Annotated in this window: 14 protein-coding genes; 5 read left to right on the top strand and 9 right to left on the bottom strand. The window is 64.8% G+C overall.

All coding sequences use genetic code 11. From position 1 onward, the window contains the following. Positions 1-83 precede the first annotated feature (83 nt). The 3 genes from mutL to IT472_RS00415 are packed head-to-tail and all read left to right on the top strand — an operon-like array spanning position 84 to position 3,783. Positions 84-1,877: a DNA mismatch repair endonuclease MutL gene (mutL, locus tag IT472_RS00425; RefSeq protein ID WP_297176698.1), complete on the top strand. Its 1,794-nt coding sequence runs from the start codon at positions 84-86 to the stop codon at positions 1,875-1,877. Beyond that, positions 1,856-2,821: a DUF1684 domain-containing protein gene (locus tag IT472_RS00420; RefSeq protein WP_297176694.1), complete on the top strand. Its 966-nt coding sequence runs from the start codon at positions 1,856-1,858 to the stop codon at positions 2,819-2,821. The genes mutL and IT472_RS00420 overlap by 22 nt, the downstream gene beginning before the upstream one ends. After that, a complete protein-coding gene (locus IT472_RS00415; protein WP_297176692.1) occupies positions 2,818-3,783 on the top strand; it encodes a TraB/GumN family protein in 966 nt (321 codons plus the stop codon). Before IT472_RS00420 ends, IT472_RS00415 begins: the two co-directional genes overlap by 4 nt. Before the next feature lie 28 nt (positions 3,784-3,811). Here the strand turns inward: IT472_RS00415 and rnfB are convergent, their stop codons facing one another. The 4 genes from rnfB to IT472_RS00395 all read right to left on the bottom strand — a co-directional run bounded on the left by rnfB (position 3,812) and on the right by IT472_RS00395 (position 7,871). Continuing rightward, a complete protein-coding gene (gene rnfB, locus IT472_RS00410) occupies positions 3,812-4,249 on the bottom strand; it encodes an Rnf electron transport complex subunit RnfB (RefSeq protein WP_297176691.1) in 438 nt (145 codons plus the stop codon). A 140-nt stretch (positions 4,250-4,389) separates the two neighbouring features. Then, positions 4,390-6,525 (bottom strand): methionine--tRNA ligase, encoded by a 2,136-nt coding sequence (gene metG, locus IT472_RS00405; protein ID WP_297176688.1) that lies wholly within the window; start codon positions 6,523-6,525, stop codon positions 4,390-4,392. A 317-nt stretch (positions 6,526-6,842) separates the two neighbouring features. Beyond that, complete coding sequence (locus tag IT472_RS00400; protein ID WP_297176685.1) at positions 6,843-7,310, bottom strand: DUF2147 domain-containing protein; 468 nt, start codon at positions 7,308-7,310, stop codon at positions 6,843-6,845. A 129-nt stretch (positions 7,311-7,439) separates the two neighbouring features. After that, the gene (locus IT472_RS00395) at positions 7,440-7,871 is read right to left on the bottom strand and encodes a DUF2147 domain-containing protein (protein WP_297176683.1); all 432 of its coding nucleotides are present in this window, start codon (positions 7,869-7,871) and stop codon (positions 7,440-7,442) included. Between IT472_RS00395 and apbC the strand changes: the two genes are divergently transcribed. Next, entirely contained in the window at positions 7,753-8,910 is a 1,158-nt protein-coding gene (gene apbC / locus IT472_RS00390; RefSeq protein ID WP_297176680.1) for an iron-sulfur cluster carrier protein ApbC, read from the top strand. The two genes, IT472_RS00395 and apbC, sit on opposite strands and share 119 nt — an antisense overlap. Before the next feature lie 240 nt (positions 8,911-9,150). Further along, positions 9,151-9,723, top strand: a complete 573-nt coding sequence (gene dcd / locus IT472_RS00385) for a dCTP deaminase (RefSeq protein ID WP_297176677.1) — start codon at positions 9,151-9,153, stop codon at positions 9,721-9,723. Positions 9,724-10,255: 532 nt separating this feature from the next. Here dcd and IT472_RS00380 read toward each other — a convergent pair. The 5 genes from IT472_RS00380 to IT472_RS00360 form a co-directional block, all read right to left on the bottom strand. Further along, positions 10,256-12,088, bottom strand: coding sequence for a DUF885 domain-containing protein (locus IT472_RS00380; protein WP_297176674.1), 1,833 nt, complete (start codon positions 12,086-12,088; stop codon positions 10,256-10,258). Between the two features lie 95 nt (positions 12,089-12,183). Next, positions 12,184-13,443 carry a TIGR03862 family flavoprotein gene (locus IT472_RS00375; RefSeq protein ID WP_297176672.1) on the bottom strand — a complete coding sequence of 420 codons (1,260 nt, stop codon included), beginning with the start codon at positions 13,441-13,443 and terminating at the stop codon, positions 12,184-12,186. After that, positions 13,407-13,562, bottom strand: coding sequence for a hypothetical protein (locus IT472_RS00370; RefSeq protein ID WP_297176669.1), 156 nt, complete (start codon positions 13,560-13,562; stop codon positions 13,407-13,409). The genes IT472_RS00375 and IT472_RS00370 overlap by 37 nt, the downstream gene beginning before the upstream one ends. Further along, the gene (locus IT472_RS00365) at positions 13,559-14,290 is read right to left on the bottom strand and encodes a hypothetical protein (RefSeq protein ID WP_297176666.1); all 732 of its coding nucleotides are present in this window, start codon (positions 14,288-14,290) and stop codon (positions 13,559-13,561) included. Before IT472_RS00365 ends, IT472_RS00370 begins: the two co-directional genes overlap by 4 nt. Then, complete coding sequence (locus IT472_RS00360; protein WP_297176663.1) at positions 14,287-15,084, bottom strand: hypothetical protein; 798 nt, start codon at positions 15,082-15,084, stop codon at positions 14,287-14,289. The genes IT472_RS00365 and IT472_RS00360 overlap by 4 nt, the downstream gene beginning before the upstream one ends. Positions 15,085-15,120 lie beyond the last annotated feature (36 nt).

Raw genomic sequence — 15,120 nt, 5'->3', positions numbered from 1 at the left:
GCGCGAATTGCGGCATTGATCGAACGCCGGGTGATCGAGCGCCGGGATGACCGGCCCAAGGTATGACCGATTAGAATCACCGAGTGAGTATCCGCCAACTTCCCGACACCCTGATCAACCAGATCGCCGCCGGCGAAGTGGTGGAGCGGCCCGCGTCGGTGGTCAAGGAACTGGTCGAGAATGCGCTCGACGCGGGTGCCACCCGGATCGAGATCGACCTCGAGGAAGGCGGCGTTCGCCTGATCCGCATCCGTGACGATGGCGGTGGCATCGCCGCCGACGAATTGCCACTGGCGGTGAGTCGGCACGCCACCAGCAAGATCGCGTCGATCGATGACTTGGAGTCGGTTGCCACGCTCGGCTTTCGTGGTGAAGCCTTGCCTTCGGTGGCATCGGTCAGTCGCTTCCGCCTGGCCTCGCGTCGGCAGGAAGCCGATCATGGCGCGGAGTTGCGCATCGACGGCGGCAAGGTTGGCGCGGTCGCACCACATGCGCATCCGCCGGGCACCACGGTGGAAGTGCGCGACCTGTTCTTCAATGTGCCGGCGCGGCGCAAGTTCCTGCGCGCCGAGCGCACCGAGCTGTCGCATATCGAAGAGTGGCTGCGCACGCTGGCGCTGGCGCGACCGGACGTGGAGCTGCGGGTCAGCCACAACGGCAAGCCGACCCGGCGCTGGAAAGGCGAGGGTGGGCTGGCGGACGGCGGGATGTTGTCGGATTTGCGCCTGCACGAGGCCTTGGGCGAGGACTTCGCGCGCAACGCCTTGCGTGTCGAGCATGCCGGGGCCGGCATGCGCCTGCATGGCTGGATCGCGCAGCCGTCGTACAACCGCGCCAGTGCCGACCAGCAATACCTGTATGTCAATGGCCGCAGCGTGCGCGACCGCAACGTCGCCCATGCGATCCGCCAGGCCTACAGCGACGTGCTGTTCCATGGCCGGCATCCGGCCTTCGTGCTGTTTCTCGAACTGGATCCACGCGGTGTGGATGTCAACGTGCACCCGGCCAAGCACGAGGTGCGGTTCCGCGAATCGCGACTGGTGCATGACTTCGTTTATCGCAGCCTGCAAGCAGCCTTGGCGGAAACCCGCGCCGGCAGTGTCGCGGCAACAGCCCCCACGATGGCATCGTCGCATGCATCACCCTGGTCGCAAGCCCCGCAGCAGCAGGCCATCGGCCTGCGCGTGGCGGATGCGCCGGCAGCGTATGCCGCCTTGTATGCGGGACACGACGTCGCCATGGCGCACAGCCCCATGCCCGCGCAGGTGATGGCGGAGGACGACCACGGTGGCATGCCTCCGCTGGGCTTCGCCATCGCGCAATTGCACGGCATCTATATCCTTGCCGAGAACGCCGATGGCTTGATCGTCGTCGACATGCACGCCGCCCACGAGCGCATCGGTTACGAGAAATTGAAGGCGGCGCATGACGGTGCAGGCCTGCGCACGCAGCCGCTGCTGGTGCCAGCGGGCATGGCGGTGTCCGAACGCGAAGCCGACGTGGCTGAGCGTGAGGCCGAAACCCTGGCCCAACTCGGGTTCGACGTGCAGCGCAGTGGCCCGCAGTCGTTGCTGTTGCGCAGCGTGCCGGCCTTGCTGGCACATGGCGATGTGGAAGCACTGCTGCGCGATGTGCTCACCGACCTGCGCGAGCATGGCAGCACGCGCCGCATCGCCGAGACCCGCGATGCGCTGCTCGCGACCATGGCCTGCCATGGTGCGGTGCGTGCGCATCGCCGCTTGACCGTCCCGGAAATGAACGCCCTGCTGCGCGAGATGGAAGCCACCGAGCGTTCCGGGCAATGCAATCATGGCCGCCCCACCTGGACGCGTTTCTCGCTTGCGGAGATCGATCGATGGTTCCTGCGCGGTCGTTGATGAAGGCGACGGTCGTCGTTGCCGCCGTTTTCCTGATCGCTGGCTGCAATCGAGGCCATGAGCCGAGTGCGGCGGATCTGGCCGCGCAGGCACGCGCTGAGGCGACGTACCAGTCCGCGCAGCGAGCATGGCGTGCGCAGCGCGTGGCCGCGCTGACGACGCCTGACGGCTGGACCAGCCTGATCGGGCTGCATCTGCTGGATGATGGCGTGCACCGCGTGGGTAGCGGGACCGACAATGGCATCCGCCTGCTGATGGGGCCGCCCAAGCTCGGCCTGTTCACCCTTCGTGACGGCAAAGTCAGCTTCAGCGCGGATACCGCGCTGAGCCTGAATGGCCAGCCCAGTCGTGGTGGCCCCTTGCGCAGCGATGCCGATCCCGGTGGGCCTGACGTGGTCTCGTTCGACGAGGGCAAGGGCCTGGTGGCAGTGATCGAGCGCGGTGGCCGCCTGTGGTTGCGGGTGAAACACGCGGATGCCGACAGCCGCCTGCGCTTCACCGGATTGACGTATTGGCCGGGCGGGCGTGACTGGCAGGTGCAGGCACGCTTCATCGCCCATCCCAAGGGCACGACGCTGGACATCGGCAACATCATCGGCAGTTCCGACAAGATCGCCAACCCGGGTGCCGTCGAGTTCACCCGCAATGGCAAGGTCTATCGGATCGAGGCGCTGGATGAAGGCGAAGGCACCTTGTTCCTGATGTTTGCTGATCGCACCAGTGGCCACGGAAGTTACGGCGCCGGACGGTTCCTTGATGCGCCGATGCCGGATGCCAAGGGCCGCGTCCTGATCGACTTCAACCGTGCCTACAACCCGCCCTGCGCGTTCACCCTGTTCGCCACCTGTCCGCTGCCACCGCTGCAGAACCGGCTGGACCTGCGCATCGAGGCGGGCGAGAAGGCCTATGTCAAACCCAAACACTCCCCGGACTCAATCCGATGAAATTCAAGATCTACGCTGTGGTCCTGTCCTGTGCCCTGTTTTCGCCGCTCGGCGTGGCCCAAGACGCCGCGCCCACGCACCGGGTCCCGACGAAGGATGTCCCGGCGCCGGGTCCACGGCACCCGTTGCTGTGGAAAGTGTCGGATGCCGACAATTCGATTTATCTGCTCGGTTCGTTCCATTTGCTCAAGGAAAGCGATTATCCGATGCCAGAAGAAATCGATCGGGCATTCCGGGATTCTTCGTCGCTGTACTTCGAGTCCGATCCTGCAGCCATCGACGCGGCTGAAACGCAGGCGATGGCGAGGAAATACATGGGTTTTGACGATGGCAGGACGCTCAGTTCGGTGATTTCCCCGCAGGCTGCGGCGAAGCTCGGCACACTCATGAGCGCCAGCGGCACCTCGCTGCAGGCCGTCGAGCCATTCGAGCCGTGGGCGGTGAGCCTGAGCCTGTCGTTGGGGGTGATGCAGGCGCTTGGTTTCCGCTCGGACATGGGCTTGGACCGCAGGATGGCGGAACGAGCAACCGAGGCGGGCAAGCCGGTGCATGGACTGGAGACGGTGGAGGCAGGCTTCGCAGCGCTGGACGGCGTTCCCATGGCGGAACAGTTGCGTGATCTCGACGAGTTCTTGGATAACCCGCTGAAAATCGGACGTCGGCTGCAGGATTTGCATGATTGGTGGCGATCCGGGGATGTTGCTGCCCTCGAGGCGGAAATGCAGGCAGAGATGGTGGCCAAGACCCCGGAAACCTATCGACTGCTGGTCGTGGAACGCAACCGCAACTGGATGCCGCAACTGGTCCGGCGGCTGGCAGACGAGCACAAGGACAACACCCTCGTGGTCGTTGGCGCCATGCATCTGCTCGGTTCCGATGGCTTGGTCGAGCAACTGCGCGCCAAGGGCTACAAGGTGGAGCGCGTCTGCGATGGCTGCGAGGCGCCCGCAAGCGTGCATTGATGCCGCAAGGCGATGATGGTGTCGAAGCTCAGCCTGCGACCGGGTTGTCCGCCGGTTCCATCACGATGCAATCCACCGGGCAGGCGGGCACGCACAGTTCGCAGCCGGTGCACAGGTCATCGAGCACGGTATGCATGTGCTTGGGGCCGCCGATGATGGCATCCACCGGGCAGGCTTGGATGCATTTGGTGCAGCCGATGCATTCGGCTTCGACGATGAAGGCGAGCTGTGCCGGTTTGTGCTCGCCTCGGCTGCGGTCATACGGCACCGCCGCGACGCCAAGTACCTTCGCCAAGGCGCGTGCGCCGGCATCGCCACCGGGTGGGCAATGGTCGGGTCCGGCGTCGCCACGCGCCATCGCTTCCGCATACGGTCGGCAGCCGGCATAGCCGCATTGCCCGCATTGGGTCTGCGGCAACAGGCGGTCGAGGCGTTCGATGGTGTTCGATGTGTCGGATGGGATCATGGCGCGACTCCCGCGCACGCCATGTTTCCGCTTTCGCTTCCGCGAATGTCCCCCGATGCCGACGGAGCGTCGGCATCTCCTCCTTGATTTCGCTGCAGCGCAAGCGGCAACACGGCTCTTGGGTGGCGTTCTGGCGAGTTTCAGCGCACCGGCATGCCCGGAAGCGCGCCGTCATCGGCATCCAGCAGGGCCAGCGTGCCGCCATCGAAACCGGCCGACAGGATCATGCCTTCGCTGACGCCGAAACGCATCTTGCGCGGGGCAAGGTTGGCGATGAAGACGACGCGGCGACCCAACAGCGTCTCCGGATCGGTGTAGCTGGTGCGGATGCCGGAGAAGATCTGCCGCTGGCCGAGTTCGCCGGCATCCAGCAGGAAGCGAAGCAGCTTGTCGCTGCCGTCGACGAAACCGCATTCGAGCACCTTGCCGATGCGCAAGTCGAGCTTGGCGAAATCCTCGATGCCTATGGCTGGCGGCGTCTTTCCCGCAGCCTTCATTTCCCTGCCCTTTGATCCAGGATCATCCGTGCTCGTGATCTCGGCCCGGGCTGCGGTCGCGTTCCCCGCGGCTTGCCCGGAGGAGGACAGGGTGTCCTTGCTGGCCTCCACCATTGCTGCGATGTGCTTGGGTTCCATGCGGGTGAACAGGATCGGATAGGCGGACGCCAAGGTGCACCCACGGATGTCCGTGCGCGAGTCCAGCGACAACGTGACACCGAGATAGCGTTCGGCCTTGGCGATCGTGTCTGGCAGGATCGGCTTGAGCACGCTGGCAACATCGGCAAATGCTTGCAGCGCAGTACTCAGGACCAGATGCAGGGTGTCGCGAAGTTGCGGGTTCTTGGCCAGGGCCCATGGCGCATTGCGGGCAATATATTCGTTCACCAGGCCCGCGGCCGCCATCGCGGAGCGGATTGTCGCCGCTGGATTGTTCTGCTCATAGGCTTCGGCCGCGACCGCGAAGGTGAGCGATTCGACATCGGCAAGCAGGGTTGCGCTTTCGACCCGGGGGTCCTCCGCGGCGATGTCATCGCCTCCGGCCGCCGCGGAAGTGTGCAGGACGTTGTCGAAATGCGTTTCCAACAGTTTGGCGCAGCGGCTGGCGATATTGACGAACTTGCCGACGACGTCGCTGTTCACCCGGGCGACGAAGTCGGACAGGTTCAGGTCCAGATCGTCCACTCCGCCTGATGATTTTGCCGCGAAGTAATAGCGCAGCGCCTCCGGCTCGAGCCCCGCCTCGAGATAGGTTCGCGCCATGATGAAGGTGCCTCGCGATTTGCTCATCTTGGCGCCGTCCACGGTCAGGTAACCGTTGACGTGCAGCCGGGTTGGCACGCGCAATCCCGCGCCGTGCAGCACCGCCGGCCAGAACAAGCCGTGGAAGTTGACGATGTCCTTGCCGATGAAATGGTGCAGCTCGGCTTCGCTTCCGGCGGACAGGAAGGCGTCGTAGTCGACGCCGTTCTTCGCGCACAGGGTCTTGAAGCTGGACAGATACCCGATTGGTGCGTCCAGCCAAACGTAGAAATACTTGCCGGGTGCGCCGGGGATGCCGAACCCGAAGTAAGGTGCGTCACGCGAGATGTCCCAGGCGCGCAGACCGCCGTCGGCATCCAGCCATTCCATCAACTTGGCCTTGACGCTGGGCAGGGCGCTGTCACCCGAAAGCCAGGTCCGCAGGAAATCCTCGAAGCGCGCGACTTCGAAGAAGTAATGCTCGGAGTCGCGCAGTTCCGGGGTTGCCCCGGACACCACCGATCTGGGATCCTTCAGGTCCCCCGGCGCATAGGTCGCGCCGCAGACTTCGCAATTGTCCCCGTACTGGTCGGGTGTGCCGCAGCTTGGGCAGGTGCCCTTGACGTAGCGGTCGGGCAGGAACATGCCTTTGACCGGGTCATACAGTTGGGCGACGCTGCGTCGCGCGATATGGCCGCCGGCGTCCAAGCGCGCGAAAATCCACTCGGTGATCTCCCGGTTGGTGTCCGAATGGGTTGAATCGTAGTGGTCGAATGCCACGCCGAATGCCGCGAAATCACGCTCGTGACTTTCCTGGGTCCGTGAAATGAACTCCTCGGGCGTGACTCCGGCTTTCTCTGCCGCCAGCATGATCGGCGTGCCGTGGGTATCGTCGGCGCAGACATAGTGCACCGTGTCACCGCGCATCCGCCGCGCCCGCACCCAGATGTCGGCCTGGATGTAGCCGACCAAGTGACCCAGATGCAGCGGGCCATTCGCGTAGGGCAGGGCGTTGGTGACGAGTGCAGGGCAGGGCATGGTCGGGCGGGGATCGGGAGGAACGCGGATTGTCGCACGCTGCGCCGTTCCCACCGCGCGGGCCGACTCCTGAGTTCTATGGCAATGCTGATTGAGTCGGCGTTGCCTGCCGACCATGGATGGGCGGCCGCGGATCGATCACCGACGTGATTGATCCGCGTGAGCTGCGCCCGGGCATGCACCGGACGCAGCGTGTGCTGACACGTCCAGGATGGACCAGTTCAGCATTGCCCCATTGGGAGTGGTGGACAAGCGTGGAGTGTGGCGGCGATGCCGGACCCGTTGCCGGCGGCGTCATTGCACGAGCCGTGCCGCCATCACTCGCGTATCCAGATCTGTTGCCGGCACAGGAAGCTGATGCAGCCGGACATGGCCAGCCGGTTTCCGCCACCCTGCAGTTCCAGCTTGGCCTTGTAATCCCTGCCGTTTTCGGGGTCGAGGACGCGTCCGTGGCTCCAGCGATTGGCTCCGTTGGGCTTGAGTCCCCAAAGGATGACCAAGCCCCGGATCGGCTTGCCTTGGTTGGGCCCTTCGCATTCGGTGCACAGCGGGTTTGGCCCGTTCTTCAGGTCCAGCACGGCGACCACCCGTCCGGCGAGAGTGCCGTCGGCAGTCTCATATATTTCGACGACCGACTTGGGTTTGCCGGTGCTGTCGTCGATCGTCTTCCAGCGCCCGACTGGCGAGTTCTGAGCCTGCAGCAGTGTCGGGGAAACCAAGAGAAGCAAGCCGAGAACCAGACGCACAACCACCCCCAGACACGTTTGCGCGGAGGACGCAAGCATGACGTCAACCATCCCGGGTGTCGAGGGCACGAGCTGACTCTGGCCGAATCACGGCCAAGATATCGAGTGACCTCGACATGTCACCCAGTCGATGCGCGACGTCGAAGGACGCCGCGCGCCGGGAGTCCGTCAATCGGCACGGACCCAGGTTGCGGTGCGGCAGATGAAAGCGACGCAGCCCTTGACCTCCAGCTTCCTGCCGCCATCGACCAAGGTGACCGACTTGACCTTGAAGTTGCGGTCCTCGGAGGGCTTGTAGCCGTTGCCGCCGCCCCAGGTGTTCTGGCCGGTGGGCTTGAGGTTCCATAGTGTGACGATGCCGACAAATGGCTTGTTCTTGTATTGGCCGCTGCATTCGGTGCAGGTGGCGGGCATGCCGAGGTTTTCGACGATGCGGGCTGCCAGGGTCCCGTTCTGGGCTGCGTAGATTTCCGTGATCGTCATGGGCTTGCCGGTCTTGTCGTCCAGCGTTCGCCACTTGCCGATCGGCGAAGCATGGTTCTGGGCTCCGGCGCTGAAAGCAAAGGCCGAGAGCACCGCTGCCAGGATCATCTTGCGCATTGCCTGTTCCCTCCGAGGAATTGAGCGGGACGCGGCGCGTCCCCGCTCCCGCTTTATACCCCATCCGCAGCAGTATGGTCGATCTCCCGAACGGGCATTCAGGCTCTGGTGGCTTTGTGCTTGTCTTGACCTGGATCGCCGGGGGGATCGGGACCAGGCGCTAAACTGGAAGCCCCCTGCAAGTATCCTCTCCATGTCGCGACTGCCTTCCCACGCTGTCCAGGGCGAGCTCAAGCCGCTGCCCAATGCCCACAATGTCATCGTCGTCGGGTCCGGCAAGGGCGGAGTCGGCAAATCCACGGTGGCGGTCAACCTCGCGTTGGCGCTGGCCACCGAAGGCTTGAAGGTGGGCGTGCTCGATGCCGACATCTACGGGCCGAGTGTGCCGACCATGCTCGGACTGTCGGGCAAGCCGGAGAGTCCGGATGGCAAGCGCATCACGCCGATGCGCGCTTACGGGATCGAGACGATGTCGATCGGCTTTCTGGTCGGCGACGACACCCCGATGATCTGGCGCGGGCCGATGGTGACCCAAGCGCTGACCCAATTGCTGCGGGATACCCTCTGGGGCGATCTGGACATCCTCGTGGTCGACCTGCCGCCGGGCACCGGCGATATCCAGTTGACGATGGCGCAAAAGATCCCGGTTGCCGGGGCGGTGGTGGTGACCACGCCGCAGGAAGTGGCGACCATGGACGCACGCAAGGCGCTGCGGATGTTCGAGAAGGTCGAGATTTCGGTGCTCGGGCTGGTCGAGAACATGGCGGCGCATCAGTGCTCGAGCTGTGGCCATGTCGAGCACATCTTCGGCAAGGGCGGCGCGGAGTGGATGTCCGGCCAATACGGTGTGCCGGTGCTGGGCTCGCTGCCGCTGGAAATCGGCATCCGCGAACACGGCGATGCCGGCACGCCGATTGTCGTGGCCGAGCTGCACTCGGCGGCGGCGCAGGCATTCCGCGGGGTCGCCCGCAGCCTGCTGGAACGCCTCAAGGCGCGCCCCAAGGTCCGCACCGGAATCATGGCCTCGCTGTTGAAGTGAGCGGGGTGTGGGCGGATTGAACGATGCGGCAGCATCAAGCCGTGGGGATGGCCCGCGTGGGGACACGCCGCGAGTACGTCCCTGTAGGCTAATCGGCGCCATCCTTGGCGCCGATTGTCCCCACGCGGGCCATCCCCACGGCTTGATGCCGGTGTGACGCAACAAGCCTCCTGCGCCGGGGTGACGGGGTTCATGTGCTTGCCCGCTACAATGACAGCTTGACCGTCATCGGAACGACGCATGAGCATCAAAAGCGACCGCTGGATCCGGCGCATGGCCGAGCAGCACGGCATGATCGCGCCGTATGAAGCCGGGCAGGTGAAGCAGGCCGACGGCCAGCGCATCGTCAGCTACGGCACCTCGAGCTACGGCTATGACGTGCGCTGTGCGCGCGAGTTCAAGGTGTTCACCAACATCAATTCGACAATTGTCGATCCCAAGCACTTCGACCCAAAGAGCTTCGTCGACGTGGTGGGTGATGAATGCATCATCCCGCCCAATTCCTTCGCGCTGGCGCGTACCGTCGAATACTTCCGCATCCCGCGCGACACCCTGGTGGTCTGCCTGGGCAAGAGCACCTACGCGCGCTGCGGGATCATCGTCAATGTCACCCCGTTGGAACCGGAGTGGGAAGGCCATGTAACCCTGGAGTTTTCCAACACCACGCCGCTGCCGGCGCGCATCTACGCCGGTGAAGGCGTGGCGCAGATGCTGTTCTTCCAGTCCGCTGCCGACGACGTCTGCGAAACCTCGTACAAGGATCGCGGTGGCAAGTACCAGGGCCAGACCGGGGTCACCCTGCCGAAGACCTGAGCAACGTCATGCCCGCGGAAGCGCGCGTCCACGGACTTTTCCAGGATCGTCATGCCCGCGAACGCGGGCGTCCACGGGCTTTTCCAGGATCGTCATGCCCGCGAAGGCGGGCAGCCACGGACTTTTCCAGGATCGTCAGCCCGCGAACGCGGGCGTCCACGGACTTTTCCAGGATCGTCATGCCCGCGGAGGCGGGCAGCCACGGACTTTTCCAGGATCGTCAGCCCGCGAAGGCGGGCAGCCACGGACTTTTCCAGGATCGTCATGCCCGCGAACGCGGGCGTCCACGGACTTTTCCAGGATCGTCATGCCCGCGAACGCGGGCGTCCACGGACTTTTCCAGGATCGTCATGCCCGCGAAGGCGGGCATCCATGGACTTTACTCCGGTTGTTTCGGTGCTGGCGAAAGTGGGTCAAGGACAACGTCCATGGATCTCCGCTTGCGCGGAGATGACGGTTATAAACGCATGGTCCAGGGCCAGACCGGGTCACCCTGCCGAAGACCTGAGGCCGGCGGCAGGGCGGTTGCGGATCAGGCGCCTTTGGCGGGCGCGGGTGTTGTCGCAGGTGGCGTCGTGGGCGCGGTGGCTGGCGTTGCCGCCACCGGTGCCGTCCACAGTGTCGCCTCCGCAGTCCCACCGAGCATCTTCCCGCGCACCAGCGGGATCGGCGGGCCGCCATAGCTCAGGAACTGGTCGTGGAAGGCCTTCAGCGCATGCGGGCCGGGATGCTTCGCGACCCAGTCATCGCGCAGCTGCATGATCATCAGTTTGCCCATCGTGTAATTGAGATAGGCCGGATCGTAGGTGCCGCGTGCGGCCTGTTGGCGCGCGTTGCCCGGATCCTGCAGGCCCTTGTCGAGGAACAATTGTTCCGATTGCGCCATGGTCATGCCGCCGGTGTGCATGCCGATCGCGGAAAGGAAGCGCACGTCGCGCAGCAGGGCGTTGGCGAGCTGGCCGATGTGGATTTCCGGGGTGGCACCGTCGAGGCCGGCATCGAACATCATCTCTTCGCAGTAATGCGCCCAGCCTTCGGCGAAGGCATAGCCGACGAACAACTGGCCGAATTTCCAGTCCGAGCGATTGGAGTGCAGGAATTGCAGGAAGTGGCCCGGCCAGACCTCGTGCGACGAGACGAACAGCAGATCGGCCTTGCCCGGCACGTAGGCGTCCTGCTCGGCCTTGGGCCAGGTCGGATCCGGCGGCGCGATGTAGTAGACCGAGGGCAGGTTCTTCTCGTAGGGGCCGGGGATCTCGATATAGGCGAAGTTCCAGCGATTGAACGGCGGTGCTTCCTCGACCTTGGCCTGCTCGGGACCGGGGATGGTCACCAGGTCCTTGTCGACGAGGAACTGGCGCAGGCTCGTCAGTTGCGCACGCGCGCCCTCGACTGCGCCGCCCTGCGGCTTGTCGGCGGCTTGCTGCGCCACGCAATCCTTCAGGCTCTTGCCCGGTGCGAATTGGTCGCAGGCGGCTTTCAGCGCGGCAAGGTTGCGGGCGAGGTCGGCTTCGCCAGCAGCCTTCAGTTGATCCAGCGGGATATCGACGCGCTCGGTCGCATGCAGCATCTGCGCGAATTTTTCCGCGCCCAGGGCGAAATCCTGGGTGGCGTGTGGCTTCTGCGCCTTGAGCCAGTCGGCCAGGGCTTGCGTCGCCTTGATCGCGGCGGCGTTGCTGGCCTTCAGGCGCGCTTGCAGGGCGTCGTCCTTCACCTCGGCGAAGATCTTCGGCACGTCGCTGGCGAAGAAGCTGGCGTAGCCAGCGAAGGAATTCACCCCGAGGTCGATGTAGGAGGCCGGCAGCGGCAACTTGAAATTGGCCTTGATCTGCTCGACCGCCTTGGGCAGGGCTTCCTGGTAACGGATGAACGCCTCCATGCGCTGCGCCAACGGTGCGTAGGGGCGGGTCAGGTACATGCTCGGCGACAGGTCGCCGGTGTAGAAGGACGGATTGTTGTAGGGGAAGCCGGAGTCTTCCAGCCAAAACAATGCCCCGTCGATCACCGCCAGCACATAGTCGCGCCGGAAGCGCCCCTGCTCGTCGAGGGACGCGTCCTTGAACGCGGCGAAGGCGTCGCGCTGGGCGTGCAGCCAATCGGCATTGGCCTTCAGGCCGGCGGGGCTGTAGTCGGGCAATTTACCGTCGAATTCGTGTTTGCCGGCGTTGGCGGCGAACACCGGGTTGTGTTGGAAATAGCCGTCGATGAAGGCGTCCACCGCCTTGTTGAGCGCGGTGTCTTCGTTGCTGGTTGCTGTCGCTGCGGGCGTGGCGCTGGACGTCGGCGCGGTGGGATTAGTCGGGTTGCAGCCGGCCAGCGCGGCAGTAATGCAGGCGGTCAAGGCAAGGGTGCGCAGCACATGCATGGCGGTGATGTCCGGCGGGAAAGCGCCCAGCCTAGACCTGGCCGATGGCCGTCGCAAATGCCGAAGGTTGGGGCTTGGATCGCGTGCGGAACGTATCAACTGGCGCGGTTGTGAGGCGTGCCTTGCAGCCAGCCCACCGCACCACGCCCGGCGCGCAGGCCGCTGGCGAAGCAGGCGGTCAGCAGGTAGCCGCCGGTGGGCGCTTCCCAATCGAGCATCTCTCCGGCGCAGAACACGCCGGGCCAATTGCGCAACATCAGCGCATCGTCCAGACCTTCCAGCGGCACGCCGCCGGCGGTCGAGATGGCTTCGGCGATGGGTCTGGCGCTGCGCAGGGTCAGCGGCAATTGCTTGATCGTGGCGGCGACGCGTGGCATGTCCTGCAAGGCGGCCTTGTCCAGTACTTCGAACAACAGCGCCGCCTTCGCGCCCTCGATCCCGGCCTGCCGGCGCAGGTGTTCGCCGAGGCTGCGGCCGTTGCGTGGTTTGGCGAGGTCACGGGCGAGGCGTTCAAGCGCGCGCCCCGGCGCAAGATCCAGATGCAACGTCACCGTGCCATCGCGTGCCAGCACCTCGCGCAGGTCGGCGCTGATGGCGTAGATCAGGCTGCCTTCGATGCCGTGTTCGGTCAACACGCATTCGCCTTGCAGGCTGTGCGCAACACCTTCGAAATCGCGCCAATGCGCCAGCACCGGCTTCAGCGGCGCACCTGCGAATTTCTCGGCAAGGTACGGGCTCCATCCGATGTCGAAACCGCAGTTGGACGGCGCCAGCGGGGCGAGGTCGATGCCGCGTGCGGCCAGCAGCGGCATCCATGCGCCGTCGGAACCGAGCTGCGGCCAACTGCCGCCGCCCAAGGCCAGCACCACCGCATCGGCCTTGAATGGCATCGGGCCATCGGGCGTGTCGAAAGACAGCGCGCCATCATCCGTCCAGCCTTGCCAGCGGTGCTGGACATGCACGTGCACGCCGGATTCCTTCAGCCGCCGCACCCAGCCGCGCAACAGCGGCGCCGCCTTGCGATCCATCGGGAACACGCGCCCGGAACTGCCAATATAAGTGTCGATGCCAAACCCGCGCGCCCATTGCCGCAATGCCTCGCCATCGAAATCATCAAGCCAGGTTCCGACCTCGCCCGCACGCTGCCGATAACGCGCATCGAAACCGGGACGCGGCTCGGAATGGGTCAGGTTCAGCCCGCCCTTGCCGGCGATCAGGAACTTGCGGCCCACCGAACCCATCGCATCGAACAGGTGCACCTCGATCCCGGCGGCACGCGCGGTTTCCGCCGCCATCAGGCCGGCCGGGCCACCACCGATCACGGCGAGACGGGGTGGGTTGGACGTCGTGCGCATCGGCACATGATGCCGTGGATGCGACCACCCATGTCGATGTTGCCAGCCGCGTAGCCGAGGTAGTGGGTGAAGTGGTTTTCGGTGAGCAGGCGGCGCAGCGTGGCGAAAATCCGGTTCACCGTGCGCGCTCCTGCTTGATCAGGCCGAGGATGTCCTCGAAACGTTGTTGTTGCCGGGTCACGTCGGCGAGGTCGTCATAGGTGTAATTGCGGACGGCGGCGACGGCGGCCTGGAAGCGGCGATCCTTGCAGGCGGCGTCGAAGTCGATGTCGAGCTGGTTCCAGCGGATCTGCGCGCCGCCCCCGATGGCGCCGTGGATGAGGTAGATCACATGGCTGTCCACGTAGGCCATGTGCGGATCGGTGCGCGCGGCGATCAGACGGAACACGGCTTCGTGCGAGTCCTGCATGCGCGCGGTCTCGTTGAGGGCATGCCGGAGCTTGTCGTCGCCGATCAGATCCAATCGCCCGCTGTCGCGCAGTTCGTCGAAGGTGGTGCGGACGAAGCGTGCCGGGGTGATCTTGCCGAGTCGATACAGGCCGGTGGCGAACGCATCGCGGTCCTGCTCGGCCAGATGGCAGCTGCGCAGGCTGTCGAACACGAGGTCGGCGCCACGCGCGTTCCCCGCCATGAAGATCATGCTCTGCCCGGTCAACTCGAACGACTGTTGCATGTCGTCCTGCAGGCGCTGCATCGCATCGCGCGCCTGTCGCCGTTCGGTTTCCGACGTATTCCAGTTGCTGGCCTGGATGCCGAGGAACACGCCCAATACCAGCAACACGAACTCGATGGCGATGGCCGTCCAGTTCTGTTCCTTCAATGATCTGGCGAGGCCGCGCAGGATCATGGCACGCTGTTCAGGCGCGTGCGCGCCAGCATGTCCTTCACCAGCGGCGTGTAGTTGCTGATCACGACCAGGGATACGCTCTGGTTGGCCACCCAGAAACGCAGTTCTGGCAGCAGGTCAGGATCGTTCATGTAACGGTCCAGGATGGCCTGCGCCTGTGCTTCCGGAATCGGCGCGTCGCAGTCGTACAGGTACTGTTCGCCCGGGTTGGGCTGGCGCCAGCACTTCGCCCAGATGTGGTCGGCCACGGTCTGGGGCGTCAACCCGCGCACGATCCTTCGGTATTCCGGTTGCAGCATGAACAGGTACTCGGTCCCGGGCCCGTTCTCCACGTAGTACCGGGACAGTGCATCGCGCAGCACCTGATCGCGGATCAGGCCCAGTTCGCCGCCGCTTCGCAATTCCTGATAGGTCGAGTCGGACGTTGCCCATTGCCAGAGTTGGCTGGCTTGGTAGAACGCCAGCACCGTCTTCCACGCTGAGCCGTCCACCTTCTCGCCAGTCTCGGCGTAATGGATCGCCTGCTTGCCGTAGGCGATCACGCGCGTCCAGAACACTTCGCGACGTTGAATCGAGTGCGCGTCGGTCTCCAGGTTGATGCGGATGCGTTCCAAGAAGGCGCGGGCCTTGGCGTCCTCTTCGCGCTGTGCGTTCCAGTTCGATGCTTGGATGCCGAGGAACACGCCCAGCACCAGCAGCACGAACTCGACCAGGATCGCCGTCCAGTTCTGTTCCTTCAACGATCTGGCGAGGTGACGCAGGATCATGGCGAGATTGTCCTTCGCGATCGACACGGTGCCAATTGGAGGGCTGGGGCGTCGTCTGGCTGG

This window comes from Thermomonas sp. (genome assembly GCF_020850895.1).
In the GTDB taxonomy this organism is placed as follows: Bacteria; Pseudomonadota; Gammaproteobacteria; order Xanthomonadales; family Xanthomonadaceae; genus Thermomonas.
The sequence above is the reverse complement of the archived record's forward strand: the minus strand, read 5'-3'. Positions and strand labels throughout refer to the sequence as shown.